The organism is Sphingobium sp., assembly GCF_033795625.1.
Taxonomy (GTDB): domain Bacteria; phylum Pseudomonadota; class Alphaproteobacteria; order Sphingomonadales; family Sphingomonadaceae; genus Sphingobium.
In genome coordinates this window covers 1-23,942 of sequence record NZ_JARYGI010000046.1, presented here as the reverse complement: position 1 = coordinate 23,942, position 23,942 = coordinate 1, and the positions used below count along the sequence as shown (strand labels likewise).

The window sequence follows — 23,942 nt, the reverse complement described above, 5'->3', positions numbered from 1 at the left end:
TGGCAAAGGCAGCGCTTCATCAGCCCTCCGCTGCCAAACAGGCGTCAGAACGCGAGGTTGATAGAGGTGCCCAGATGGCGAAGGACATCGCCTATGAAGAACTGGAGGCGTGGGTGAACAGCTTTCCGCCACGCAAGCCCCGCACCCGCACCGCAAAGGACGCGCCCGCCAAGCCCTCGACACGCAATCCGAAAACCGCACCGTCGACGCGAACACCGCGCGCCCGCGGCAGGTGAGAAAGGGGTCAGGTGGGGGGTGACGTAGTGTCACCTTTGTCACCTTCCGACCCAACGACCGCCCCGCGAAAACCTATCGCGGCGTCAATCCGATCAGGCCGGTCCCGCCGTCGGCATCGCTCCCGGCCTTGCCGTTCGTCTTGGCCCGCTCCTCCAGATAGACCTTGATCATCGCCACGATCGGGTCGGCCAGGAACAGGCCCAATATCCCGAACAGCGCCCCGAACAATATCTGCGCGCCCAGGACGAGGGCAGGGGCAAGGTCCACGGCGCGCTTGGCGACCATCGGCACGATCAGATATCCGTCGATGATCTGCACGGCCAGGTACACGCCGACCGCATACAGGCCCGAGTCGACCCCGCCGGAGAAGCCCACCAGGATGATCAGCGCCCCCGATATGATCGCGCCGATATTGGGCAGGAAAGCGAGGATGCCCGTCAGCACGCCCAGCAGCGCCGCCATCGGCACGCCGCCCACCGCCAGCAGCACCCATGTCCCGATCCCCTCGACCAGCATGCCGATCAGCCGCCCGGCCATCAACCGGCGCAGCGTCCAGCCCATCTTGTCCGCGACCTTGTAGAAATGCTGCCGCTTGGTGATGGGCAGCATCCATGCGACGCCGCGCTCGTACAGCTTGGGCTCCACCGCGATGAAGATCGCCAGCACCAGCATCATCACCAGGCTGGTGACGACGCCCACCGTCGTCATCAGCGCCGCCGTGACCCGGCCGAGCGAACTCATGACCTGGCTGCCCAGCGATTTGAGGTCCGCAGGCGTCGCGGTGACGCCCAGTTGCGACGCCCAGCCGCCGATGCGGTCGATCTGCGCCTCCACGATGGTCCGCATCGCCATCGCCTGTCCCGCCATCTGCGACCCGGTGAGGTACACCGTCCACGCAAGGAAACCGAAGACGCCGATGATGACGATCGCCAGCCGCCAGCTACGCCCGATCGGCGCGACTCGCCCCAGCAGCCGCGCGCCGCCGTCGAGCATCGTCGCCAGCACCAGCGCACCCATGATCAGCAGGATCGGCTGGGCCAGCAGCCACGCCAGCGCTATGGCGATGGCAAGGCCGAACCACACGCCTGCGCGCTGCAACTCGTTGCGGACCAGTGGGCTCTGATGCTCCGCGGGGCCGGGCTTTTCCACATGGCGTTCGGTGTCGGTCATGGGTTCGCCTTCTCGATTGCGGGACGCAGGCTGTGCCCGGCACGGCCGCCGCGCAGCGCCCCGAACCAGCTAAGCGGATTGAGGCTGGCGGTGCCGTCCAGCGAGAATGTGATGAACTCCGCGCGGCCGCCGATCGACTCCCACGGCACGGGACCGCCTAGGCCCTTTTCGGCCAGCGTGGCGCGGCTGTCGGCGCTGTTGTCGCGATTGTCGCCCATCAGGAACACATGGTCGGCGGGGATGCGCACCGGCCCGTACCAGTCGAGCGTCCGCGCGCCCACATCGATGATCCTGTACGTCTTGCCGTTGGGCAGCGTCTCCTGCTTCACCGGCAATTCGCACCAGCGCCTGCCGTTGCGATCCTCCACCAGCGCGCCGGGGAACTGGTCGGGCGGGCAGGGGGCGTTGGCGTCGACGGGGATGCGCAGCGGCGCGGTCCAGCGCTGTGGCACGGGAATGCCGTTCAGGATGACGACGCCCTCGCGCACTTCCAGGATGTCGCCGGGCAGGCCGATGACGCGCTTGATATAGTCCTCGTTGCGCGCCTGCGGCGTCACGATCACGATGTCGCCACGCTCCGGCAGGCGGCCGAAGATCCGCCCCTTGATGAAGGGCAGCGGGTGGAAGCTCGGCGAGACGAACGACCAGCCGAACGGATATTTGCTCACCACCAGCCGGTCGCCGGTCAGCAGCACCGGCATCATCGATTCCGAGGGGATGTAGAAGGGCTTGGCGACGAAGCTGTGAAAGGCCAGCACGGCCAGGATGAGCACGACGATGCTCTTGATCTCCTGCCACCAGTCCACCCCGCCATGATGCGCAGGCGCACTGTCATGAGGGCCGGAACCCTGGCTGTCCGGATCGAGAGCGGGATCGAAGTCCAGCCTGGCGCCGCTATCCTGCCCTGCGTCCATGGGGGTTGCCGTCATCTGCGTCCTTAGAAAGTCTCTTGGGCTTGCACCCTTATTGCGGCAGGGCTTCGATAATTACAAATGCCTGTGCCCATGGATGATCGTCGGTGAGCGTCAGGTGAATGACGGGCTTGTGGCCTGCCGGAATGAGGGAGAGCAGCCGCGCCTGCGCACCGCCGGTCAGGTGCAGGGTAGGCGCACCGGACGGGGCATTCACCACGCCGATGTCGCGCATGAACACGCCAGCCTTGAAGCCGGTTCCGACCGCCTTGGAAAACGCCTCCTTGGCGGCGAACCGCTTGGCGAGCGTTCCGGCCTTGGTCAGCGGCCGCCGCGCGGCCTTGGCGCGTTCGACATCGGTGAACACCCGCTGCTCAAAGCGCTCTCCGAAACGGTCGAGCGAGTTCTGGATACGCTCTATATTGCACAGGTCGGAACCGAGCCCGACGATCACCGTAAGAGAATCCAAATAGCGAGAGCATCGATCACGCTTAAAGCCAGCAAGGCCATGATCCCTTGAGTTAAAGCCCCATTTTTCTGGTGGAGGTGAGCAAATGCGAGACCGGCAACTTGCCATAAGACCGCAGGAACATAGGTAGCTGATAGTGCCATTATGAAGCCTAATAAAGCTCCTACGCCGAGTAGAGCGAGCAACGTCCAGTGAATGGCAGCTAATGTCCAAAATAGGCTGCGTTGCGCCGGTTGCAGATAGGTCGCTTTCATCTGGCCGCATCCATGCAGGCGCGCATTCGCTGCACGACCGGCCCAAGCCCGTCGAAGATGGCTTCGGCAATCAGGAAGTGGCCGATGTTGAGTTCCGCGATCTGCGGGATAGCCGCGATGGGCGCGACATTGTCGAATGTCAGGCCATGCCCGGCATGGACCTCGATGCCATTCTTGGTGGCCAGTGCCGCGGCATCGGCGATGCGGCGCAACTCGACCGTGCGCTCCTCGCCTTCGCAATGCGCATATTTGCCGGTGTGCAGCTCCACCACCGGCGCGCCCAGCGACAGCGCCGCTTCGATCTGGACGGGCTCGGGCTCGATGAACAGGCTGACGCGGATCCCTGCCTCAGCCAGCCGGGTGATGAGCGGCTTCAAATGATTATGCTGCCCCGCCGCATTCAGCCCGCCCTCGGTCGTCACTTCCTCGCGCCGTTCCGGAACGATGCAGGCGGCATGCGGGCGATGGCGCAGGGCGATGGCGACCATCTCCTCAGTCGCGGCCATCTCCATGTTGAGCGGCAGGGCGATCGCCCCGATCAGATGCGCGATATCCTCGTCGATGATATGCCGCCGGTCCTCGCGCAGATGGGCGGTGATGCCGTCCGCGCCCGCTTCCTGCGCGACGAGCGCCGCGCGGATCGGATCGGGATAGACGCCGCCGCGCGCATTGCGGATGGTCGCGACATGATCGATGTTGACGCCCAGCCTCAGATATCCCGTCATCGCGTCATCCTGTGCCAGCGGTGGATTATTTCCGGCTGCCCGGCTTGATCGTGGGTACCGCCGCCAGTTCCGGCGGCAGGTCGTCCGCATCGTAGACCGGGAAATTGATGCTGACGAGGGGATAGAAGGGCACGCCCAGGTCTGCGCCGCCTGCGGAGCGATCCACCAGCGCCGCTTCGGCGATGACGATGCCGCCTTCCGCTGCGACGGCCTCCATGGCCTGGCGCGACGAAAGGCCCGTCGTCACTACGTCCTCCACCATCAGCACTTTTTGCCCCGGCTTCAGGCCGAAGCCGCGGCGGAACTCGAACGTGCCGGTCGGGCGCTCCAGGAACAGCGCGTCTACTGCCAGCGCCCGCCCGACTTCGTGGCCGATGATGACGCCGCCCATGGCCGGCGAAACCACCACTTCGATCTCGCTCCGCAGTTCGCGCGGCAATGTCTGCACCAGCGCGCGCGCCAGCTTGCCTGCCCGCTCCGCATTCATCAGTACGCGCGCGCACTGCAGGTAATTGGCGCTGTGCCGGCCCGACGAGAGCACGAAATGCCCTTCCAGCAGCGCACCTGCCGCCCGGAATTCCGCCAGCACTTCTTCGTCCGTCATTCGATTTTCCCCTTGGCGTGGCTGCCGCAGAGGCTTCTCTGCAACGCGCCGCGCGTCCCCGCACAGGCGCCCGCAAATAAGCGGCGGAAGGCAACGTTGCAACAGCGAAGAAAATCCGCGTATAGGACCTTGAGGCGCGGGATAACCGTGCCTATAAGCCGCCGCAAGTCAGACGCTGCCGGACAGTTTCCGCAGGCCTGTCGGCTGTCCGGGTTACAAGGTGTCGAGACGCTTATGAAGATGGTTAAATCGGTCGTACTTGCAGCGGTGCTGGCTTTTGCGCCCTTGCTGGGCCAGGGAGCCCTCGCGCAGGATAACGCCGCCGCATCGGCGCCGGTTGCTACTGCATCGGCTGATTCGGCCGCCACTGCCGCGGCGCCGGCTGCCGCAGCCGCGCCCGCCGCTACAGTCGCTGCGCCGCCGCGCATGAAGCCGACTGAGGGCATCGGCATGCCTCGTCCTGCGGAATACACGCTGCAGGAACAGTTCACTTCCACTGGCCGTCAGGGCCGCTGGCTGCACGACATGATGCTCGTCCCGATCATCACCGCGATTTCGGTGCTGGTGCTGGTGCTGATGCTCTGGGTAATGTTCCGCTATCGCCGCTCGGCCAATCCCGTGCCTTCCAAGACCTCGCACAACACCTTGATCGAAGTGCTCTGGACCGTGCTTCCGGTGGTGATCCTGCTCGCCATCGCGGTGCCCTCCATCGGATTGCTCGCCGACCAGTACAAGCCCGCGCCCAAGGACGCGCTGACCGTGAAGGTCACGGGCTATCAGTGGTACTGGGGCTATGAATATCCGGACGCTGGCATCCCCGAATTCGTCTCCAACATGCTTCCCGCTGACAAGGCGCTGGCCAACGGCGAACCCTATCTGCTTGCCGCGGACAACCGCCTCGTTCTGCCGGTCGGCCGCCCGATCAAGCTGATCATCACCGGCGCCGACGTGATCCACAGCTTCGGCGTGCCCTCGCTCTGGGTGAAGATGGACGCCGTGCCCGGTCGTCTGAACGAGAAGAGCTTCACCATCGAAAAGCCGGGTGTCTACTACGGCCAGTGCTCGGAGCTTTGCGGTGCGCGGCATGCGTTCATGCCTATCGCGATCGAAGCGCTTCCGCCCGCACAGTTCGACCAGTGGGTGCTCTCGCAGGGTGGCAAGCTGGCCAGCGGCAATGCCGCCGGCACCGCCGCTCCGGCAGGGGCGCCCGGTCCGCAGCAGGGCAGCACACTGCCCGGTCCGCCCGTCGACGCGCCCCGGGGCGACGCCAGCAAGATTTAATGCATAAGGTCCGCCAGTCATGACAACCACCACTGCAACTCCGGACGACTTCTCCGGCGCTCATGCCCACCACGACGATCATGCCGAGCACAAGCCGGCGTTCTTCGCGCGCTGGTTCATGTCCACCAACCACAAGGACATCGGCACCCTCTACCTGATCTTCGCGATCGTCGCGGGCATCATCGGCGGGGCGATCTCCGGCCTGATGCGTGCCGAACTGGCGCATCCAGGCATTCAGTATCTGCAAGGCTGGGCCAGCTACATGGATGGCGGTCAGGCGACGCTGGATCAGGCCTATCATCTCTGGAACGTGCTGATCACGGCGCATGGCCTCATCATGGTGTTCTTCATGGTGATGCCCGCGATGATCGGCGGCTTCGGCAACTGGTTCGTGCCCATCATGATCGGTGCGCCGGACATGGCGTTTCCCCGCATGAACAACGTCTCCTTCTGGCTGCTGATCCCCGCGTTCACGCTGCTGCTGGGCTCGACCTTCGTTCCCGGCGGCACGGGCAACGGCGCGGGCACTGGCTGGACGGTCTACGCGCCGCTCTCGACCAGCGGTTCGGCAGGTCCGGCTGTCGACCTTGCGATCCTGTCGCTGCATATCGCAGGCGCCAGCTCGATCCTGGGCGCGATCAACTTCATCACCACCATCTTCAACATGCGCGCGCCGGGCATGACCCTGCACAAGATGCCGCTGTTCGTATGGTCGGTGCTGGTCACTGCGTTCCTGCTGCTGCTGGCGCTGCCGGTTCTCGCCGCCGCGATCACCATGCTGCTGACCGACCGCAACTTCGGCACCACCTTCTATGACGCGGCCGGTGGCGGCGATCCGGTGCTCTACCAGCATCTCTTCTGGTTCTTCGGCCACCCCGAAGTGTACATCATGATCCTGCCCGGCTTCGGCATCGTCAGCCAGATCGTCTCGACCTTCAGCCGCAAGCCCGTCTTCGGTTATCTCGGCATGGCCTACGCCATGGTCGCGATCGGCGCGGTTGGCTTCGTCGTCTGGGCGCACCACATGTTCACCACCGGCATGTCGGTGAACGTCAAGATGTACTTCACGGCCGCAACCATGGTGATCGCGGTGCCGACCGGCATCAAGATCTTCTCCTGGATCGCGACGATGTGGGGCGGATCGATGAGCTTCAAGACGCCGATGGTCTGGTCCCTGGGCTTCATCTTCCTCTTCACCGTCGGCGGCGTCACCGGCGTGGTGCTCGCCAATGGCGGCGTGGATGACGTGATGCACGACACATATTATGTCGTCGCGCACTTCCACTATGTGCTCTCGCTGGGTGCCGTCTTCGGCCTGTTCGCCGGCTTCTACTACTGGTTCCCGAAGATGTCGGGGAAGATGTACAACGAGTTCCTCGGCCAATTGCACTTCTGGGTGTTCTTCGTCGGCGTGAACGTGCTGTTCTTCCCGATGCACTTCCTCGGGCTCTCGGGCATGCCGCGTCGCTATCCCGATTATCCGGCCGCTTATGAGTATTGGAACACCGTCGCCAGCCATGGCTATGAGATCATGGCCGCGGGCATGGGCATCTTCTTCGTCAACCTGATCTGGTCGCTGGCCGCAGGCAAGAAGGCGCCTGCCAATCCCTGGGGCGAAGGTGCGACGACGCTGGAATGGACCCTTACCAGCCCGCCGCCGTTCCATCAGTTCGAGACCCTGCCAAAGATCGACTGAGGCAGTGATGATATCGGCGGGGCCACGGTGAGAGCCATGGCCCCGCAAGCCGGGCAATCCGTCCGGCTCGGGACCCCGGCCATGCGCCGGGGCGACGTGTGAGGTAAAAATGGCAAGTTCGCCGATAGACGTGAAGAGCAATGCGGCAGACCCGACTTTCGGGTCGGGCGGCGTGATGCCGTCGGACTGGCGCGATTTCCTGGCGCTAACCAAGCCGCGCGTCATGACGCTGGTGGTGTTCACTGGCCTGTGCGGACTGCTCGCCGCACCGGGCACGATTCATCCCGTCCTCGCCTTCACTACGATCCTGTGCATCGCTCTTGGCGCAGGCGCCGCTGGTGCGCTCAATCAATGGTATGAAGCGGATATCGACGCAAAGATGGTCCGCACCGCAAATCGGCCGTTGCCCGCAGGACGCATGGATCGCCAGTCCGCCCTGCATTTCGGTGTCGGGCTATCGGTATTCTCCGTGGTCTTGATGTACCTCGCAACCAACTGGCTCGCGGCCGCCATTCTCGCCATATCGATCCTGTTCTACGTCATCGTCTACACCATGTGGCTAAAACCACGCACGACGCAGAACATCGTTATCGGCGGCGCGGCGGGCGCGTTTCCCCCGGTCATCGGCTGGGCCGCGGTCACCGGCGACGTCACTGCGCTTCCCGTCGCATTGTTCGCGCTGATATTCTTCTGGACGCCGCCGCATTTCTGGGCGCTCGCGCTGTTCGTGAAGATGGACTACGCCAATGCCGGCATCCCGATGCTGCCGGTCGTGTCGGGCGAAGTCGCGACGCGCCGCCAGATCTGGTTCTACACCGCGATCATGGCCGCTGCCGCCATGGCGCCGGTGCTGCTGCGCCTGACCGGTCCCATCTACGGCACCATTGCGTTCCTCTGCACGGCGATCTTCGCAGCCATGGCGTTTCAGGTCGGCCACCGCCGCGAAAGCGATCCGGCGAAGATGGCGCCCGAAAAGCGCCTGTTCAAATATTCGATCCTCTACCTCTTCCTCCTTTTCGGTGCGCTGGTTGTCGACCGCTGGATATTCGCATGACGCCGGAGGAGGAAAAGCAGGTCCGCTCGCGTCAGAAATCGCGCGCTATCGTTACCGGCCTGATATTGGCCGGGCTGGTGATCCTGTTCTACGCGATCACCATCGCCAAGATGGGGATGCATTGATGGCCACCATGACCGCTCCTTTGCTCGCACACCGCAACCGCCGCACCTTGATGTGGATGGCCTGCCTCGCCGCCGCCATGCTGGCGCTCGGCTTTGCCTCCGTGCCGCTCTACCGCATCTTCTGCCAGGTAACGGGTTTCGACGGCACCACGCAGCGCGCCGACAGCACGGTGCTGGTGAAGCCGCAGGTCGGCCACACCCTATCGATCCGCTTCGATTCGAACGTCACGCCCGGCATGCCCTGGAAATTCTATCCGGAGCAGAAGACCGACACCATTACCGTCGGGGCGCGCGACATGCAGATATTCATTGCGAAGAACATGTCCGACAAGCCCGTGACGGGCACCGCCACCTTCAATGTCACGCCGACGCAATCGGGCGCCTATTTCACCAAGATCCAATGCTTCTGCTTCACGCAGCAGACATTGCAGCCCGGTGAGGAAGTTCGCATGCCCGTCCTCTATTATGTCGACCCGAAGATCCTGACGGATCCGGACAACAAGGACGTGCAGGAAATAACCTTGAGCTACACCTTCTACCCGGTTGAGAACGGGAAAAAGCCCGGCTAAGGGTCAATCAACTGATTGCCGTACGGGCGGCAATGACAGGCCGCAGATAAATAGGGAAGACGCAAGATGGCAGGCGCCAAGAACCACGATTATCACATTCTTCCGCCGGACATCGTGCCGTTCCTCGGTTCGATGTCGGCGCTGGTGATGGCTTTCGGTGCCGTGTCGTGGATGCACCCGGACTCCATGCCCGCGCATGGCGGCTGGATCTTCCTGATGGGCGTCGCCGGTATACTCTACACCTTCTACAGCTGGTGGTCGAAGGTCATCGCAGAAGCGCATGCCGGCGATCATACGCCCGTCGTTCAGCTTCACCTGCGCTATGGCATGATCCTGTTCATCGCTTCGGAAGTGATGTTCTTCGTCGGCTGGTTCTGGGCGTTCTTCGACTTCTCCCTGTTTCCGTCAGCGCTCGCGCCGATCGAAGGGCTGTTCCCCTCGAAGGGCGTCGAGGTTATGAACGCGTTCGAGCTGCCTTTGCTCAACACGCTTATCCTGCTTTGCTCGGGCACCACAGTCACCTGGGCGCACCACTCGCTGATCCATGGCGACCGCGACGGCCTGAAGAAAGGTCTGTGGGCGACGATCATCCTGGGCATAATCTTCTCCTGCATTCAGGCATATGAGTATGCGCACGCACCGTTCGACTTCGGCGGGACGCCCTACAGCTCGGGCTTCTACATGGCGACGGGCTTCCACGGCTTCCACGTTCTGGTTGGCACGATCTTCCTGATCGTCTGCCAGATCCGCGCCTATAAGGGCGACTTCACGCCCCGCCAGCATTTCGGCTTCGAAGCTGCCGCCTGGTACTGGCATTTCGTCGACGTCGTGTGGCTGTTCCTCTTTGTCGCCGTCTATGTCTGGGGCGGCTGGGGCGCGCCGGTCCACGCGGGCTGATGATATTAGCCTCGCTCGATCCTCGGGCGAGGCGGAACCGAACGAGCGGAGAGATAGGGCAATGCCCGGTACGGTGCCGCCTCTGAAGTTCCATGCTACAGAGGGTCTGTGTCCGGCGACGGGCGCAGGCCCTTTTCGTTTCGCAGGGCGAAGCGCGGAGCCGCGCCACGGCCGCGTCGATAGACCAAGCCGGGAGATAAAGGCATGATCCGTCGGCTGCCCCTGATCGCCACGATCATCGTGCTGTTGGCCGTGGCCACCATGATCGGCCTCGGCATCTGGCAACTTCAACGGCGCGGCGAGAAGGAAGCGGCGATCGCCATCCTGCGTGCCAATCCCGATAAGCCCTCGGTCGCCTTCCCCAGGCTTCCCTCCGTAGATCCGGAACTGATGTTCCGCCGCTCCTCCGTCCACTGCCTCCGCGTCACCGGCTGGCGTCGCGAAGCGGGACGCGCAACCGACGGCAGCATGGGCTTCCGCGCCATTGCGGAATGCTCGACCGGCGCGGAAGGCCCCGGCGCACTCATCAACATCGGCGTGGCGCCTCGCGCCGACACGACGCCGCAATGGACCGGCGGCCAGGTTGAGGGCTGGATCTCGGAGGAGCCCGACCATCGCTCCCTCATTTCACGCACGTTCGGCAAAGCGCCACCGCTGCGCCCGATGCTGATCGCGCGCACCCCCGCACCGGGCCTGAAAGCCGCAACGCCGCCGCATATCGAGGACATTCCCAATAATCACCTCGCTTATGCCGTGCAGTGGTTTCTCTTCGCCGCGGTCGCGCTAGTGATCTACATCATTGCCGTGCGCAAAAGGCTCTCGCCGCCACCGCCGCCAGCGGGCTAAAGTCTTGCCCTCCCGCCTCGCGCCCGCTACCGCGCCAAGCATCATGCAATATGTAAGCACCAGAGGAAGCGCCAGAGCGCTGGGTTTCGAGGATGTCACGCTGGCGGGCCTCGCCTCCGACGGCGGGCTCTATCTGCCCGAAGCATGGCCGCAATTCTCATCCGAAGACATCGCCGCGCTGGCTGGCCTCTCCTATGTCGAAACCGCCGTGCGCGTAATGGCCCCGTTCGTCGCCGGGTCGTTGACCGAGGACGAACTGCGCGACCTCTGCACTGCCGCCTACGGCCGGTTCAGCCATCAGGCGATCACGCCGCTGGTGCAGCTCGATCATCGCCACTGGCTGCTCGAACTGTTCCATGGCCCGACGCTGGCATTCAAGGATGTCGCGCTCCAGTTGCTCGGCCAGTTGTTCGAACGGTTCCTTTCGCGCCGCGACGATCACCTGACCATCGTCGGCGCGACTTCGGGAGACACGGGCTCGGCGGCGATCGATGCGGTGGCGGGACGCGACAAGATCGACATCTTCATGCTTCATCCCGACGGCCGCGTGTCGGACGTACAGCGCCGCCAGATGACGACGGTGCGCGCGCCCAACGTCCACAACATCGCCATCTCCGGCAGCTTCGATGACGCACAGGCGCTGGTGAAGCGCATGTTCAATGATGCGGACTTCTCCAGCCGCTTCAACCTGTCCGCCGTCAACAGCATCAACTGGGCGCGGCTGATGGCGCAGATCGTCTATTATTTCTACGCCGCGGTCCGCCTCGGCGCGCCTGCACGTCCTGTGGCCTTCGCGGTGCCCACCGGCAATTTCGGCGACGTCTTTGCCGGCTATGCGGCGGCGAAGATGGGCCTGCCCGTGGCCCGCCTGATCGTCGCCACCAATGTCAACGACATCCTCCACCGCGCCCTGTCGCAGGGCGACTATAGCCAGGGCACTGTCATGCCGACCGCGACGCCCAGCATGGACATTCAGGTCAGCTCGAATTTTGAGCGGTTGCTGTTCGACGCGGGCGGACGGGGCGGGGCGGCCCTTGCCGAACAGATGGCGGGCTTCGAAGCGACGAAGGCGATGCGTCTCACCAACGCCCAGCGCGAAGGCGCGGCGGCGCTGTTCCGCTCGGCCAGCGTGGACGCCGACGGCATGGCGCTCGCAATGCGGTGGGCGCATGACGGCGCGGGGCAGATCATCGATCCGCACACCGCGATCGGCCTGGCCGCCGCCCGCGCCGATGACCTCGATCCGTCGATTCCCGTGGTGACCTTGGCGACCGCTCACCCGGCCAAGTTCCGCGATGCGGTCGAGCGCGCGACCGGCACGCGTCCCGGCTTGCCCACCCGAGTCGGCAGCCTGTTCGAGCGTGAGGAAGCCTTCACGAAGCTGCCCGCCACGTTCGAGGCGATCACCGCCTATGTCGCGGATCACGCGACGCCGCGGAAATAATCGACGACCATGGCGCTTGAGCTGCACACGCTGACGGGCGAGCCATGGTCCGACTATGGCTTGCTCGACTCCGGGCATGGACGGAAGCTGGAGCGCTACGGTTCCTATCGCTTTATCCGCCCAGAGCCGCAGGCGATGTGGGCACCCGCCACGACCGACTGGACGGCGGATGGCGAATTCATCCCCGGTTCCGACGACGAAGGCGGGGGCCGCTGGTTCTACGAAAAACCGGTGCCGAAGGATGGCTGGCCTCTGGCATGGGAGGAGGTCGCGTTCCAGGCGAGCTGCACGCCCTTTCGCCATCTCGGCTTCTTCCCGGACATGGCCCCGGTGTGGACTTGGATGCGGGCGCGGATCGCGGACAAGCCGGACGCGCAGGTCATGAACCTATTCGGTTATACAGGTGTCGGCACGCTTGCCATGGCGTCCGCAGGCGCACAGATGGTGCATGTCGACGCGTCGAAGAAATCCGTCTCCGCAGGCCGCGCCAATGCGGAGCTATCCGGCATGGCGGACAAGCCGATCCGCTGGATCGTCGATGATGCCGCCAAGTTCACTGCGCGTGAAGTCCGGCGCGGCCGCCGCTATGACGGCATCCTTCTCGATCCGCCGAAATATGGCCGCGGCCCTGACGGTGAAGTCTGGCGACTGGAGGAAGATCTTCCCAAGCTCATTGCCGATTGCCGCCAGTTGCTGGACGTCGACAGCCGATTCCTGTTCCTTACCGTTTATGCCGTGCGGATGTCGGCGCTCGCTATCGGGGAATTGCTGTCGCAGGCATTTGCTGATCTCCCAGGCAAAGTGGAAGCAGGCGAACTCGCCGTCCGTGAGGAAGCGCGGGGCCTCGCTCTCCCGACTGCGATCTGGGCGCGCTGGTCACGCTGAACGAAAATCTTGACATAACGAACCATATAGGTTATACGCTTCCTCACTTCCAACGCTCCTGATCACGGCGAAGGCAAGTGAAGGTTCCTGTGCGGCGGTGTCGTGCAGGAGCGGTCGGCGCGGAACCATCCAGCATGAAGACGGATATCCGCAACACTGCCGGCATACCTGGTACCGAGGACTGTAGGGGCGTCGCGTCAGCGGCTAACCAGTAATTGCCTCCAAATGCCCGAAAGGGAGCAGCAGACCCGCCGGGATGCCAAACCATAAAGCCTAGACGCTTTATCATGACTACCACTACCAAGTCGTCGAGCCTGGGTGACCGAGGCAAGGACGCGCCGACCGTCATCCTTCTTCATGAGTTTCCGGACACGCGCGCCCAAGCGCCGCGATCCAACACGCCCAACTTTCTCCAGGATGAGAAGTTGGATGAAGCTACACTTCACCGCGCGCACAACTCTCCCAACCGTTCGGGCTGAGCCTGTCGAAGCCTTCCCCTGAACGAAGTGAAGGTGCTTCGCTGCGCTCAGCAGAACCCTTCGACAAGCTCAGGGCGAACGGCGGCGGTCGAGATCGACCAGACCAAGCTCCGACACTCCCGTGTTCTAAAACGGCTTGGTAATCACCACAGTCTCCGGCGGCTTCCCTTTCGCAGGCGGCGCCACCCCGGTCGGCGCCACGGCAGGCGGCGCCACGGCAGCCGCAGGTTCCCGCACCCGCATGCACTCCGCGCGATTGGGCCGTGGCGTCCGCGTGCAATTCCACAGCGCCCGCTGCAATCCGCTGGCCGCATCGTGGATATAGCTGAACGCCATGCTGGACAGCGCAGTCTCCGAAATCGGGAAGCTCCTGGGCACCGCTGCCCGATCGTTCCATGCCAGGATCCGGCACCGCTGCCGCCCGGTGCAGAACACCGCCGCCATATTCGCATAGGTTTCCGGCTTCTTGGGGTCCACCAGCAGGATGAACGCACCGGCCCCCGAATCCACTGCCATCAGCGTCACGCCAGCCAGCCCGTCCGCCCCCATCTTCGGTGTGATCAGCCGCGCGGTTCCCGCCGCCATGGTGGCGGGCGACAGCAGGCCAAGCCCGCTCCCCGGCAGCAGGGCGGTTCCCGGAGTCCCCTGATGCGCGGGGGACAGGCGGGCGATCTGAGGGATCACCGGCTCGTCCGCGCTGACGATGCGGCGGAAAGCGGGTGGCGTTCCCCACCATCCGGTCCAGCGGAAGAACAGGTGCGTCTTCACGGCCGCCACCTTGTCCAGGCTGCTGCTCCAATAGGGCACCACCCAATCGGTATGATAATGCGTCGAGTAGCCGACCTTGCGATACACGGTTCCGGACAGCGCCGCCCGCGCCACATCCCGCGCCCGATCCCACGCCGCCACCGAAGGCGTGCGCGCCAGCGCCCCGTCGCAGGTGAAGGTGAACTGGCACCCCGTCCGCCGTTCGGCCCCTTGGAACACGACGCCGCAGACGGTCTTCGGAAAGGCCGGATGCCGTAGGCGATTGAGCACGACCTGCGCCACCGACTTCTGCCCGGTCGTATCGTCGCCCGCCTCGTAATAGCCCGCCGCGGCCAGGCAATCGATGGCTCGCGCCAGCGAATCGGGCGCCCCGGCGAAGGTAAACGGCCGCGCCGCCGGATTGGGCAGGCGCGAGAAGGGCACGCGCGCATTGATGTCGCGCGCTTCCTCCCGCTCGACGGCCAGCACCCTGACCGGCTCGACCGGCGGCGGCGGGGAGGGGGGGCGCACGGCCAGCGAGCGCGGGCGCGCCTCGGTCGACGCGCCGCTCGCCACGCGCGCCGTGTCGAATCGTGCCACGACAGCAGGCAGTCCGGCGAACACCAGCAGCCCGCCGACCACGGCAATCCAGTTCCTGATGCCTTCACGCATGACGAGTCAGTCGCTGCCCATCATTCCGGCAGGAAGTCCGGCACCGACAGATAGCGTTCGCCGGTATCGTAGTTGAAGCCCAGCACCTTCGCGCCAGCACCCAGTTCGGGCAGCTTCTGCGCAATCGCCGCCAGCGTCGCACCGGACGAAATGCCCACCAGCATCCCCTCTTCGGTCGCAGCGCGGCGCGCATAGTCCTTGGCCAGCGCCGGATCGACCTGGATCACGCCGTCCAGCAACTGCGTATGCAGGTTCGTCGGGATGAAGCCCGCGCCGATGCCCTGGATCGGATGCGGCCCCGGCTGCCCGCCGCTGATGACTGGCGATAGCGTCGGTTCGACGGCGAACACCTTCAGCCCCGGCCACTGGCCTTTCAGCACCTGAGCGACGCCCGTGATATGCCCGCCGGTGCCGACGCCGGTGATAACCGCGTCCAGCGGCGAATCGCTGAAATCATTCAGTATCTCCTGCGCCGTCGTGCGGACATGCACGTCGATGTTCGCCGGGTTCTCGAACTGCTGCGGCATCCACGCGCCGGGCGTTTGGTCGATCAGTTCCAGCGCACGTTCGATCGCGCCCTTCATGCCCTTCTCACGCGGGGTCAGGTCAAAGCTCGCGCCATAGGCCAGCATGAGCCGCCGCCGCTCGACGGACATGCTCTCCGGCATCACGAGCACCAACTTGTAGCCCTTGACCGCCGCCACCATGGCAAGGCCCACGCCCGTGTTACCCGAAGTCGGCTCGATGATGGTGCCGCCGGGCGTGAGGTCGCCCGATGCTTCCGCCGCCTCGATCATGGCGAGCGCAATACGGTCCTTGATCGATCCGCCGGGGTTGGACCGCTCCGACTTGATCCACACTTCCGCGCCCTCTGGAGCGTCGCCGAACAGGCGGCTCACGCGAATATGCGGCGTGTTGCCAATGGTCTCCAATATGCTGGATGCCTTCATGTCGTCGTCTCCTTCACCTGTGATACGGATATGGCGTGGGTCGCTCCGGTCGGCCGTATGTCGGGTGGGTCGAAGCTGCGTGCAAGCCTGATCTCGGGGAATAGCCGCGACCATGCAAGGGTTATGATAATGGCTCCGGCGCCGCCTGCAATAATGGCGGCGACTGGGCCGATCAGCGCGGCGAGAAAGCCGGATTCCGCTTCGCCCAGTTCGTTGGAGGCGGAGATGGTGAGCTGCGACAGGCTGCCTACGCGCCCGCGCATCTCGTCGGGCGTATGCAACTGGATCAGCGAGGACCGGACGTAGACGGAAACCATGTCCGAGCAGCCCAGCACGAGAAGCGAGCCGAGCGCCACTTCCATGGCCAGATCGTGAGGCAGGAACGCCGTCAGTCCGAACACGATCGTCGCGAGGCCGAACACGATGACGGCGATCAGCATCTTGACGCCGACCTCCCGCTGCATCGGCCGGAAGGAAAACCACAGGGCCGTAAGGCCAGCACCCACGGCAGGCGCGGCGGCCAGATGCCCCAGCCCTCGGGAACCGACATGCAGGATGTCGCGCGCATAGATCGGCAGCAGCGCCGTCGCGCCCGCCAGCAGCACCGCGAACAGATCCAGCGTGATCGTCGCCAGCAGGAAGCGGTTCTGCCGCACATAGCTAAGGCCATCGATCATCTGCCGGATCGGATGGCGGCTGGTATCGCGGGGGGCCTGCGGAACCGGCCCGATCGTCAGCATGCACAGCAGCGCGACGGCGAACAGCGCCGCGCTCAGCGCATAGGCGCCCCATGGTGCGATGGCGTAGGCATAGCCCCCCATGGCCGGGCCAATGATCATGCCCGACTGTCCGGCAACGCTGGACAACGCAATGGCGCGAGGCAGAGTCGCCTTGGGCACCAGATTGGGCGCCAGTGCGCCGAACGCCGGGCCATTGAAGGCGCGGGCTGTGCCTACCAGTACCGCCACCAGCAGGATCAGCGGAAGCGTGACCCATCCCTCATAGGTCGCCAGCCCCAGCAAGCCCGCGCCGACGACCAGCAGCAACAGCGTGAAGCGGACGATCTTCCGCCGGTCGAAATGATCGGCCACCCAGCCGGTGACGGGCGTGAGGAAGAACAGCGGCAGGAACTGGGCGAGGCCGATCAGCCCCAGTTGGGCGGCTGCGCCCTGCGTCCCCATCGTCTCGCGCGCGATGTTGTAGGTCTGCCAGCCAAGCACGATCATCATGCCATATTGGGCCAGCACCGCGCACACACGCCCGATCAGGTAGGAGCGGAAACTGGCGAAGCGCAGCGGATGGTCGGGGGAAAGCAGGGCCATGCCGCTCTCTCTAGGCCTTGCTGCAGCCGCGCGGCAACAATGCTTGTGATTGGCGACGACGCAGATGCGCTTTTACCCGCGTTTCGCAAGCCGGACCGCCTAGAGCAGGCCCAGCGCCCGGAAACTGCTATGCCCTTCGCTGCCGATGATGATGTGATCGTGCACCAGGATGTTTAGCCGCTTGCCCGCATCGACGATCTGGCGCGTGATATCGATGTCCTGACGGCTGGGTTCCGGCGCGCCGCTCGGATGGTTGTGCACCATGCCTTGCAGTATTCTAAGCCATTGATTACCATGCAATAAATTCAAATATGACGAGGACTGGTGCCGGAGACTGGGGGCGGTTGATAATGCCCGAACGTAACCATCACGCTTGATCACCCCTGTGCTCGCCGAGTCCCTTGGATGCACGGCACTGCACTTTATTCTTTTCATCCCAAGCATCAAGCTCCTCGAGGGGGTAGAGCACGGCCTTGCCAATTTTGACGAAGGACGGGCCGAGACGCATCGCGCGCCAATTCCGAAGGGTCCCAACCGAAATACCGCCCCGGTAGCGCTCAGCCACCTCGTCAGGCGTAAGGAATTTGCTATCTGGCACTACCGCCTCCTTCGGCAGCACGACCAAGGCCGTGTCGCCGCGTCTTGAGTTGATCATCGCGGTAGTCTGTCGAGGATCGCTTCGGGTTTATGTTTAAGCGCCCGGGACCGGTGCCTCACGCTTCCGCACGGACATACATGCTGCGCCATTCACCGCCGCGAAAGACGTTCCCGGCAGGGGTCGGAGAAACGGATACCATAGAGGCCACATAGGCGGGGTTGGTCGCGCTGCGTTTCGTTGATGGCGCTAGGTGTCGGGCAGGTGCTGCGCCACGGGTATGTGGGCGATCTCGGTTGCGAGTTTGTGGGGGTTGCGCGGAATAGGAAAGACACGACTCCCTTCAAAATCCGGTTCCGCAAGGAGTGTCGGTTCGATTCCGACCACCCGCACCATCTTTCAATTCGGCCGTAGCGATACGTTTCGGTCGAGTCCGTCCCACACGGTGGGGGGCTCCCAAGATGGAGGCCGCTCGTCCGAGTCGTATCGGGTGCGCAAGCCGCTGTCGATGTAGCGTAAGCTGCCGGTGGTATTGAGCTGCGAAGAGATCGCCCGCTGCTGAACGCCAACACCAGCCTGAAGCATCAAGCGGCGCTGTCCGTCGCTTACGATGATGCCAATGAAAAAGCCCAGCAAGCCGCAATTGACGTGGAAACGGTACCTGATCTCGAACAGGGTCATGACAGCAAATGGCGAGAGGTGCACTAGTCTTCCACGATACTCCCGGCCCTAAAGCAGCCACTGAACCGGCAGCTTCGCAAGGACGTCGACCGCTAGATGTTCGGCCGCACCTATGCCGGGCTCGCGCGCGTGAACGATATCGCCGCTCCCGCGGCGTTCGATCCATCGGAGCGCACCATCATCACCTGATGCCACCTCATAAGCGTGGCGCGGAATGGCATCTTCGAATGCATCCGCCACCTGCGCGGCGAGCCGCGGGCTCTCGATGACGAAGCCAAGTTCGGTATTGAGCTCAGCGGAGCGTGGATCGAAGTTGAATGAGCCGATGAACAGGCGCTTACGGTCGACGGCGAACGTCTTGGCATGCAGCATCGACGCGCCTGATCGCAGTGCAGCCATCGATCCGGTGCCCGAGCCGCGCAGCGAACTTCCAATGCCCAGCCGGGAAGCGTGGCGCCGTTCCTTGCTAGCGGGTGCGGCACGGGTAGCCTTGTGCATTTCGAACAAACGGATGCCCGCTTCCAGCAACGCTGGACGGCAGGGCGCATACCCCGCGTGGACGACGCCGACGTCGGTGGCTTCATATGCGTTGGTGAGGATCGATATCGCCACGCTTCCTTCCGCCAGCCGCCGAAACTCGGCAATACCTTGTTTTCCGGGCACGAAATAGCCCGAGATGACGCTAAGGCTGCGCTGCGGCGTACCGATCGCACCTTCCAGCTTGCCACTCAGGCGCATCTCCGGCGCAGCGCGCCCTAAGGCCTTGGCCGGATCGTCGCTGATCATGCGGACCTTGGCCCATTCAAGATCCTCGCTTCCTTCCATCAGCTGGCGGATCAGCGGCAAATCGCGAAGCGCGGCCACATATTTCGATGCTGTCGAGTCGCGTTCGACAATCGATGCCGTGGCCGCGAGCCTTGCCCGGTGGCTTTCCCCGACCCGAGGCAGGATGTGCGCTGCGGGGTAAGCCGACATTGAGGTCCAGTACCGGTCGAAGTCGGCCGATACGTCGCGCACGATTGGGCCTATCGCAAGCACGTCCAGGTCTGCGAACAACCCGCCATCACCAACACCGAAATATTCGTCGCCGATATTGCGTCCCCCGATGATCGTCGCCTGGTTGTCCGCGGTGAAGCTCTTATTGTGCATGCGGCGGTTAAGCCGGGAGAAGTCCGACAGGTAGCCGATCGGCTTGGGCCAGCGGATCGCGAACGGATTGAACAACCGCACCTCGATGTTCGGATGATCGTCAAGTGCCGCCAGCACTGTGTCGAGCCCGACAATGCCATTGTCGTCGAGCAGCATGCGCACGCGCACGCCGCGTTCGGCCGCTTCATGCAAGGCTTCGAGCAAGAGTGTACCGGATCGATCCCCGTGCCAGATATAATATTGGAGATCTATACTGCGTTCGGCGGCGCTGGCGAGCAGCACCCGGGCCGCAAAAGCATCGGGCGCGTCGGTGAGAAGTTGGACGCCGGAAAGTCCCGGATGCGCCGCACACTGCCTGGCTGCGCTCCTTCCGAGCGTGGTGTCGGCAGTGTCGCCGAGCGCCCGGGATGTCGCACGCGGCTCCAGGCGTGGGAGCCGGCCTGCCATGCGCAGGCCCGCGAACCCCGCCAGTAGCCCACCGATCGTCAGAAGCGCTGTTCTGGTCCGTACCACCCTGTGACTCCCCGCAGTCGACGATCGATGGCTATCAACAGGACAGCTTTGGGAACGTTCCCGCCCTATAGAAACGCAAGAGGCACCAAAGTCTAGGATCTCAGATCCAGCCTCGTCTCTTGAACCAAAGCAGCGGGAGCAGGGCGGATAGTGCGCAAAGCACAAGCGCGAAAGGGTACCCCAGGTGCCACCCCAATTCAGGCATATATTTGAAGTTCATGCCGTAGATGCCCGCCACCAGGACTGGCGGCACTCCGACAACAGAGACGACGGTGAGAAGCTTCACCACATCGTTCTGCTCGATGCTCAGGAAGCTCGTGGCGGCGTCCTGAAGCAGCTGGATACGCCCGGCAAGGCTCGCCTCGAATTCGTCCAGCGAGGCGATGTCGTGGCGTATCGCCTCGAGCCGACCACGAAGCTCGCCCGCGACCTTCGGCTGCCGCCGCTCCATGACGAAGCCAGCCATGCGGCCGATGCTAAGGAACATGTAGCGCACTCGCGAAGCCCGGTCGCTGGCCTGGCCGATCTTCCGGATCGTCTCACTCAGCATGGCCGTGTCCTCATTCAGCATCCGCTTCTGCCGCTCATCGAAGAAGACGGCCTGAAATGCGTCCGAAACAATCCCCGAAGCATGTTCCAGGTGGTCGGCGGCGCGGTCGACGACTTCCTCCAGCAGGCGCACGAAGACCTGCACTGGCTCGAGATCCTCCTTGCTGCCGATCTCGCCGATCACTGTTGCAAATGCATCCAACTCCGCGAAGCGGACGGTCACGCAGCACTCGGGCGAAAGGATGAATCCGGTCGGCGCAACTTCCCACTTCTCATTCGCGGTTCCGGCGAGCAGCGGCGCGCTCATGTAGAGGATGTCACCCTCGAGGCGCAGTCGGCTGCTCGCCTCGATCTCTTCCAGCGCAGACCGGGCCGGCACATTTATGCCGAACCGTGCGCGGACGAGCGCCACCTCATCCTTGCTGGGGTCGACAAGATCGAGCCAGAAGCAATTCGGAGGGGCCTCGTTATTCGTATCGCCCGATATAGGTGGGAAAGTTTTCAGCATTGCTGGCTCCGTACAGTCCTGGTGCTTCTAACCTAAAGACCGCTGCACAACAGCTTCTATGTCCCACAAGTTCGAGATGTCCCTCGGCGAGCACAATGCTCTACGACCGAGCGACGAGAAACCCCAAATTGAGTGAGAGCGATTCAGACATTGGCCAAGGTCTGCCCGGAGGCTGACACGTTACCCGATCGAGGAGGGCATCAATATGAGCACCAAATTAAACTATTGGCCCAGCACGTATTGTTGTCACGGGGCGAACCCAGTATCGCCATTCTACAGCGCGGCCGGCCGGCTCTGAGCAGGTCTTGCAGATTGCTCTTAAGCACGTGGGAGTCCGTCAAGCGAGGGAGGATCACAATCAATTAGGCCGACATTTTACAATAAAGGCGTGGTTCGGTGCGACGATATCATCGTAGACCCCAATATGGTCAGTTCGAGCCGCATCGTGCATGCCGAAGAGTTACCTACCAGCCCGCAGCTACCTCACATTATAAACCGGCGGCGCCCTTTGCGTCTCTCGCAGAAGGCGCGGCCCGGCGACAAATGGCGCTCTCGTCCGCAGCCGGGTTCTTGAAGATCGGCGGTTTCCATGCTCAATGACGAGTTTGGCAGCATTTGCACCGCCGCAAGATCTTTTTGGTGAAATGTCCGCCCTCCAAGCTCCATTCTGCAAGGGCTGAAACAATGGCGATCGTTCGACACCGCATTGAAAGCGGCGGGCTTATTCTCTTCCTTGCCTTGATCACGGTCGGCCTGATGCTCGTCGTCTCCAATTTCATCGGCGCGCTTTTGTGGGCAGCATTGGCCGCACTGCTCTTCCAACCGCTTTTCCAGCATTTGCTCGCCCGATGGAGTGGCCGCCGCAACATCGCGGCCGCAGTGACAATCCTAATCATTATGGTCGCGGTCGTCATCCCGGCGCTGATAGTCGCCAGCCTCGTGGTGGAGCAGGCAGCGGGGGTCTACGATAAGATACGCACCGGTCAGATCAGCTTCGCCTATTACTTCCAACAGGTGCACGACGCCTTGCCGCTACGCCTCCAGCGCCTCCTGGACAGGTCGGGTTTCGGCAGCCTCGAGCGAGCCCAGGCCCAAGTCTCGCAGGCGGTCAGCAGCAGCGCTAGCATGTTGGCTCGTCGGGCCCTCTCCATCGGCGCGAACGCGGCGGCTTTCCTGCTTGCTTTCGGCGTCAGCCTTTACGTAATGTTTTTCCTCCTGCGCGACGGCGAGCGCATTGCCCCTGCAGTCGTGCGCGCGTTGCCGCTGGAGCGAGGGGTGGCGGAACGGCTCGGAGACAAGTTCGTGGCAGTCGTGCGCGCGACGGTCAAGGGGTCCGGGGTCGTTGCCCTGGTTCAAGGAGCGCTAGGCGGGATCACGTTCTGGATCGTCGGATTGCCTGCGGCACTCCTCTGGGGCGTGTTGATCGCCATTGCCGCGCTGCTGCCTGCGATCGGCCCAGCGATTATTTGGGTTCCGGTTGCGGTCTATCTGCTGGCGACCGGTGCCCTTTGGCAAGCAGTCGTAGTGATCCTGTCGGGCGTGCTGGTGATCGGCCTTGCCGATAACATACTTCGGCCAATCCTGGTAGGACGAGACACCGGTATCCCGGACTGGCTGGTCCTGGTAACAACGCTCGGCGGCATAGACCTGATCGGGCTGAGCGGCGTTGTTGTCGGTCCACTCGCTGGCGCTCTTTTTATCACAGGTTGGCGCATTTTGACTGAGCAGCGTCTGGGCACGGATGCTGACGGGCCAACGCTTGAGCAGGCAAATCCAACAGCATCGGTTGCAGACGACCAATAACAGGCTCTCTGCGCCGAGGATTTTGGAAGTTTTGGTGAAGGTATGCGCGCAGCCGACGAGGCCAGCACCGACTCTTTGCGCGTGGATATCAGGCACGGGCACCTTGTCTCAAAAATCTCATCCGCGGCGATCATAGCGCTGGCCGCATCGGCAAGGCGCTCGAAGAACTCGGAGTTGTGTGCAGCGGCTTTCGCTCGAGTGATTTGGAGGGGGTGTGAACCGCGCCGGGTCTGCCGGAGGCGTTTGGTTGTGAGTCACGCTGCCATATCGATGTTGTCCGCGGCAGCATAATATTGATCTTCGGCTTCGGCAGGCGGGATGTTGCCGATGGGCTCCAGCAGCCGGCGATGGTTGAACCAGTCGACCCATTCGAGGGTAGCGTATTCTACCGCTTCGAAGGATCGCCAAGGTCCACGGCGATGGATGACCTCCGCCTTGTAAAGGCCGTTGATCGTCTCGGCCAAAGCATTGTCGTAGCTGTCGCCGACGCTGCCGACCGACGGCTCGATCCCGGCTTCGGCGAGGCGCTCGGTGTACTTGATGGACACATATTGCGAGCCACGATCGCTATGATGAATGAGGCCGCCCCGATGGGTCGGCCGGCGATCGTGAAGCGCTTGTTCCAGGGCATCGAGGACGAAGCTGGCGTGCGCCGTCCTGCTGGCCCGCCAGCCGACGATACGCCTGGCATAGGTGTCGATGACGAAAGCGACATAGACGAACCCCGCCCAGGTCGCGACGTAGGTGAAGTCCGACACCCACAGCATGTTCGGCGCGGGCGCGTAGAACTGGCGGTTGACGTGATCG

Annotated in this window: 26 protein-coding genes and 1 pseudogene; 12 read left to right on the top strand and 15 right to left on the bottom strand. The window is 63.5% G+C overall.

Translation table 11 applies throughout. From position 1 onward, the window contains the following. Nucleotides 1-236, top strand: a 236-nt coding sequence (locus tag QHC67_RS16740) for a hypothetical protein (protein WP_319295983.1), incomplete at its 5' end; no start/stop codon positions are given. A 73-nt stretch (nt 237-309) separates the two neighbouring features. On the opposite strand, the gene QHC67_RS16735 is transcribed toward QHC67_RS16740, so the two are convergent. From QHC67_RS16735 to pyrE, 6 genes are read right to left on the bottom strand one after another with little or no spacing between them, the layout of a single operon-like run. Continuing rightward, nucleotides 310-1,407: an AI-2E family transporter gene (locus QHC67_RS16735; RefSeq protein WP_319295981.1), complete on the bottom strand. Its 1,098-nt coding sequence runs from the start codon at nt 1,405-1,407 to the stop codon at nt 310-312. Continuing rightward, on the bottom strand, nt 1,404-2,336 hold the full coding sequence (lepB, locus tag QHC67_RS16730) for a signal peptidase I (RefSeq protein WP_319295979.1): 933 nt from the start codon (nt 2,334-2,336) through the stop codon (nt 1,404-1,406). The genes QHC67_RS16735 and lepB overlap by 4 nt, the downstream gene beginning before the upstream one ends. Nucleotides 2,337-2,370: 34 nt before the next feature. Continuing rightward, on the bottom strand, nt 2,371-2,772 hold the full coding sequence (acpS, locus tag QHC67_RS16725; protein ID WP_319295977.1) for a holo-ACP synthase: 402 nt from the start codon (nt 2,770-2,772) through the stop codon (nt 2,371-2,373). After that, nucleotides 2,769-3,041 carry a hypothetical protein gene (locus tag QHC67_RS16720; protein WP_319295976.1) on the bottom strand — a complete coding sequence of 91 codons (273 nt, stop codon included), beginning with the start codon at nt 3,039-3,041 and terminating at the stop codon, nt 2,769-2,771. The genes acpS and QHC67_RS16720 overlap by 4 nt, the downstream gene beginning before the upstream one ends. Beyond that, entirely contained in the window at nt 3,038-3,766 is a 729-nt protein-coding gene (locus QHC67_RS16715) for a pyridoxine 5'-phosphate synthase (RefSeq protein ID WP_319295974.1), read from the bottom strand. Before QHC67_RS16715 ends, QHC67_RS16720 begins: the two co-directional genes overlap by 4 nt. A 25-nt stretch (nt 3,767-3,791) precedes the next feature. Next, nucleotides 3,792-4,370 (bottom strand): orotate phosphoribosyltransferase, encoded by a 579-nt coding sequence (gene pyrE, locus QHC67_RS16710; protein ID WP_319295973.1) that lies wholly within the window; start codon nt 4,368-4,370, stop codon nt 3,792-3,794. Nucleotides 4,371-4,604: 234 nt separating this feature from the next. Here pyrE and coxB point away from each other — a divergent pair, with 234 nt between their 5' ends. From coxB to QHC67_RS16660, 10 genes are all read left to right on the top strand, one after another. Next, the gene (gene coxB, locus QHC67_RS16705; protein ID WP_319295971.1) at nt 4,605-5,651 is read left to right on the top strand and encodes a cytochrome c oxidase subunit II; all 1,047 of its coding nucleotides are present in this window, start codon (nt 4,605-4,607) and stop codon (nt 5,649-5,651) included. A gap of 19 nt (nt 5,652-5,670) precedes the next feature. Beyond that, complete coding sequence (gene ctaD, locus QHC67_RS16700; RefSeq protein WP_319295969.1) at nt 5,671-7,347, top strand: cytochrome c oxidase subunit I; 1,677 nt, start codon at nt 5,671-5,673, stop codon at nt 7,345-7,347. Nucleotides 7,348-7,522: 175 nt separating this feature from the next. After that, nucleotides 7,523-8,401: a heme o synthase gene (locus QHC67_RS16695; RefSeq protein WP_319295988.1), complete on the top strand. Its 879-nt coding sequence runs from the start codon at nt 7,523-7,525 to the stop codon at nt 8,399-8,401. Beyond that, nucleotides 8,398-8,526, top strand: coding sequence for a hypothetical protein (locus tag QHC67_RS16690; protein WP_319295968.1), 129 nt, complete (start codon nt 8,398-8,400; stop codon nt 8,524-8,526). Before QHC67_RS16695 ends, QHC67_RS16690 begins: the two co-directional genes overlap by 4 nt. Before the next feature lie 8 nt (nt 8,527-8,534). Then, nucleotides 8,535-9,095: a cytochrome c oxidase assembly protein gene (locus tag QHC67_RS16685; protein WP_413818559.1), complete on the top strand. Its 561-nt coding sequence runs from the start codon at nt 8,535-8,537 to the stop codon at nt 9,093-9,095. A gap of 66 nt (nt 9,096-9,161) precedes the next feature. Beyond that, nucleotides 9,162-9,992: a cytochrome c oxidase subunit 3 gene (locus tag QHC67_RS16680; RefSeq protein ID WP_319295965.1), complete on the top strand. Its 831-nt coding sequence runs from the start codon at nt 9,162-9,164 to the stop codon at nt 9,990-9,992. Nucleotides 9,993-10,196: 204 nt separating this feature from the next. Next, entirely contained in the window at nt 10,197-10,838 is a 642-nt protein-coding gene (locus tag QHC67_RS16675; protein WP_319295964.1) for an SURF1 family protein, read from the top strand. A gap of 43 nt (nt 10,839-10,881) precedes the next feature. Next, complete coding sequence (gene thrC / locus QHC67_RS16670; RefSeq protein ID WP_319295985.1) at nt 10,882-12,282, top strand: threonine synthase; 1,401 nt, start codon at nt 10,882-10,884, stop codon at nt 12,280-12,282. A gap of 9 nt (nt 12,283-12,291) precedes the next feature. Continuing rightward, nucleotides 12,292-13,167: a class I SAM-dependent methyltransferase gene (locus QHC67_RS16665; RefSeq protein WP_319295963.1), complete on the top strand. Its 876-nt coding sequence runs from the start codon at nt 12,292-12,294 to the stop codon at nt 13,165-13,167. A gap of 287 nt (nt 13,168-13,454) precedes the next feature. Next, on the top strand, nt 13,455-13,646 hold the full coding sequence (locus QHC67_RS16660; RefSeq protein ID WP_319295961.1) for a hypothetical protein: 192 nt from the start codon (nt 13,455-13,457) through the stop codon (nt 13,644-13,646). Between the two features lie 126 nt (nt 13,647-13,772). Here the strand turns inward: QHC67_RS16660 and QHC67_RS16655 are convergent, their stop codons facing one another. The 8 genes and pseudogenes from QHC67_RS16655 to QHC67_RS16620 all read right to left on the bottom strand — a co-directional run bounded on the left by QHC67_RS16655 (nt 13,773) and on the right by QHC67_RS16620 (nt 21,332). Further along, nucleotides 13,773-15,065, bottom strand: coding sequence for a cell wall hydrolase (locus tag QHC67_RS16655; protein ID WP_319295959.1), 1,293 nt, complete (start codon nt 15,063-15,065; stop codon nt 13,773-13,775). Between the two features lie 20 nt (nt 15,066-15,085). Beyond that, on the bottom strand, nt 15,086-16,015 hold the full coding sequence (gene cysK, locus QHC67_RS16650) for a cysteine synthase A (protein WP_319295957.1): 930 nt from the start codon (nt 16,013-16,015) through the stop codon (nt 15,086-15,088). Next, nucleotides 16,012-17,337 (bottom strand): MFS transporter, encoded by a 1,326-nt coding sequence (locus QHC67_RS16645; protein WP_319295956.1) that lies wholly within the window; start codon nt 17,335-17,337, stop codon nt 16,012-16,014. Before QHC67_RS16645 ends, cysK begins: the two co-directional genes overlap by 4 nt. Before the next feature lie 99 nt (nt 17,338-17,436). After that, a pseudogene (locus QHC67_RS16640) lies at nt 17,437-17,601 on the bottom strand (JAB domain-containing protein); the annotation flags it as partial. Nucleotides 17,602-17,704: 103 nt separating this feature from the next. Continuing rightward, the gene (locus tag QHC67_RS16635) at nt 17,705-17,992 is read right to left on the bottom strand and encodes a helix-turn-helix domain-containing protein (RefSeq protein ID WP_319295955.1); all 288 of its coding nucleotides are present in this window, start codon (nt 17,990-17,992) and stop codon (nt 17,705-17,707) included. Nucleotides 17,993-18,331: 339 nt separating this feature from the next. After that, entirely contained in the window at nt 18,332-18,613 is a 282-nt protein-coding gene (locus QHC67_RS16630; RefSeq protein ID WP_319295953.1) for a hypothetical protein, read from the bottom strand. A gap of 48 nt (nt 18,614-18,661) precedes the next feature. Then, nucleotides 18,662-20,275 (bottom strand): phospholipase D family protein, encoded by a 1,614-nt coding sequence (locus QHC67_RS16625; RefSeq protein ID WP_319295952.1) that lies wholly within the window; start codon nt 20,273-20,275, stop codon nt 18,662-18,664. A 100-nt stretch (nt 20,276-20,375) separates the two neighbouring features. Next, the gene (locus QHC67_RS16620) at nt 20,376-21,332 is read right to left on the bottom strand and encodes a CorA family divalent cation transporter (protein WP_319295951.1); all 957 of its coding nucleotides are present in this window, start codon (nt 21,330-21,332) and stop codon (nt 20,376-20,378) included. A 684-nt stretch (nt 21,333-22,016) separates the two neighbouring features. On the opposite strand from QHC67_RS16620, the gene QHC67_RS16615 reads away from it, so the two are divergent. Continuing rightward, entirely contained in the window at nt 22,017-23,135 is a 1,119-nt protein-coding gene (locus QHC67_RS16615) for an AI-2E family transporter (RefSeq protein WP_319295949.1), read from the top strand. 254 nt (nt 23,136-23,389) lie between these two features. Here the strand turns inward: QHC67_RS16615 and QHC67_RS16610 are convergent. Continuing rightward, nucleotides 23,390-23,942, bottom strand: a 553-nt coding sequence (locus QHC67_RS16610) for an IS3 family transposase (RefSeq protein WP_319295948.1), incomplete at its 5' end; no start/stop codon positions are given.

Coding starts and splice junctions, on each gene's coding strand:
- QHC67_RS16735 (WP_319295981.1), bottom strand. CDS start 1,407: ATGACCGACACCGAACGCCATGTGGAAAAGCCCGGCCCCGCGGAGCAT.
- lepB (WP_319295979.1), bottom strand. CDS start 2,336: ATGACGGCAACCCCCATGGACGCAGGGCAGGATAGCGGCGCCAGGCTG.
- QHC67_RS16720 (WP_319295976.1), bottom strand. CDS start 3,041: ATGAAAGCGACCTATCTGCAACCGGCGCAACGCAGCCTATTTTGGACA.
- QHC67_RS16715 (WP_319295974.1), bottom strand. CDS start 3,766: ATGACGGGATATCTGAGGCTGGGCGTCAACATCGATCATGTCGCGACC.
- pyrE (WP_319295973.1), bottom strand. CDS start 4,370: ATGACGGACGAAGAAGTGCTGGCGGAATTCCGGGCGGCAGGTGCGCTG.
- coxB (WP_319295971.1), top strand. CDS start 4,605: ATGAAGATGGTTAAATCGGTCGTACTTGCAGCGGTGCTGGCTTTTGCG.
- ctaD (WP_319295969.1), top strand. CDS start 5,671: ATGACAACCACCACTGCAACTCCGGACGACTTCTCCGGCGCTCATGCC.
- QHC67_RS16695 (WP_319295988.1), top strand. CDS start 7,523: ATGCCGTCGGACTGGCGCGATTTCCTGGCGCTAACCAAGCCGCGCGTC.
- QHC67_RS16690 (WP_319295968.1), top strand. CDS start 8,398: ATGACGCCGGAGGAGGAAAAGCAGGTCCGCTCGCGTCAGAAATCGCGC.
- QHC67_RS16685 (WP_413818559.1), top strand. CDS start 8,535: ATGACCGCTCCTTTGCTCGCACACCGCAACCGCCGCACCTTGATGTGG.
- QHC67_RS16680 (WP_319295965.1), top strand. CDS start 9,162: ATGGCAGGCGCCAAGAACCACGATTATCACATTCTTCCGCCGGACATC.
- QHC67_RS16675 (WP_319295964.1), top strand. CDS start 10,197: ATGATCCGTCGGCTGCCCCTGATCGCCACGATCATCGTGCTGTTGGCC.
- thrC (WP_319295985.1), top strand. CDS start 10,882: ATGCAATATGTAAGCACCAGAGGAAGCGCCAGAGCGCTGGGTTTCGAG.
- QHC67_RS16665 (WP_319295963.1), top strand. CDS start 12,292: ATGGCGCTTGAGCTGCACACGCTGACGGGCGAGCCATGGTCCGACTAT.
- QHC67_RS16660 (WP_319295961.1), top strand. CDS start 13,455: ATGACTACCACTACCAAGTCGTCGAGCCTGGGTGACCGAGGCAAGGAC.
- QHC67_RS16655 (WP_319295959.1), bottom strand. CDS start 15,065: ATGCGTGAAGGCATCAGGAACTGGATTGCCGTGGTCGGCGGGCTGCTG.
- cysK (WP_319295957.1), bottom strand. CDS start 16,015: ATGAAGGCATCCAGCATATTGGAGACCATTGGCAACACGCCGCATATT.
- QHC67_RS16645 (WP_319295956.1), bottom strand. CDS start 17,337: ATGGCCCTGCTTTCCCCCGACCATCCGCTGCGCTTCGCCAGTTTCCGC.
- QHC67_RS16635 (WP_319295955.1), bottom strand. CDS start 17,992: ATGATCAACTCAAGACGCGGCGACACGGCCTTGGTCGTGCTGCCGAAG.
- QHC67_RS16630 (WP_319295953.1), bottom strand. CDS start 18,613: ATGACCCTGTTCGAGATCAGGTACCGTTTCCACGTCAATTGCGGCTTG.
- QHC67_RS16620 (WP_319295951.1), bottom strand. CDS start 21,332: ATGCTGAAAACTTTCCCACCTATATCGGGCGATACGAATAACGAGGCC.
- QHC67_RS16615 (WP_319295949.1), top strand. CDS start 22,017: ATGGCGATCGTTCGACACCGCATTGAAAGCGGCGGGCTTATTCTCTTC.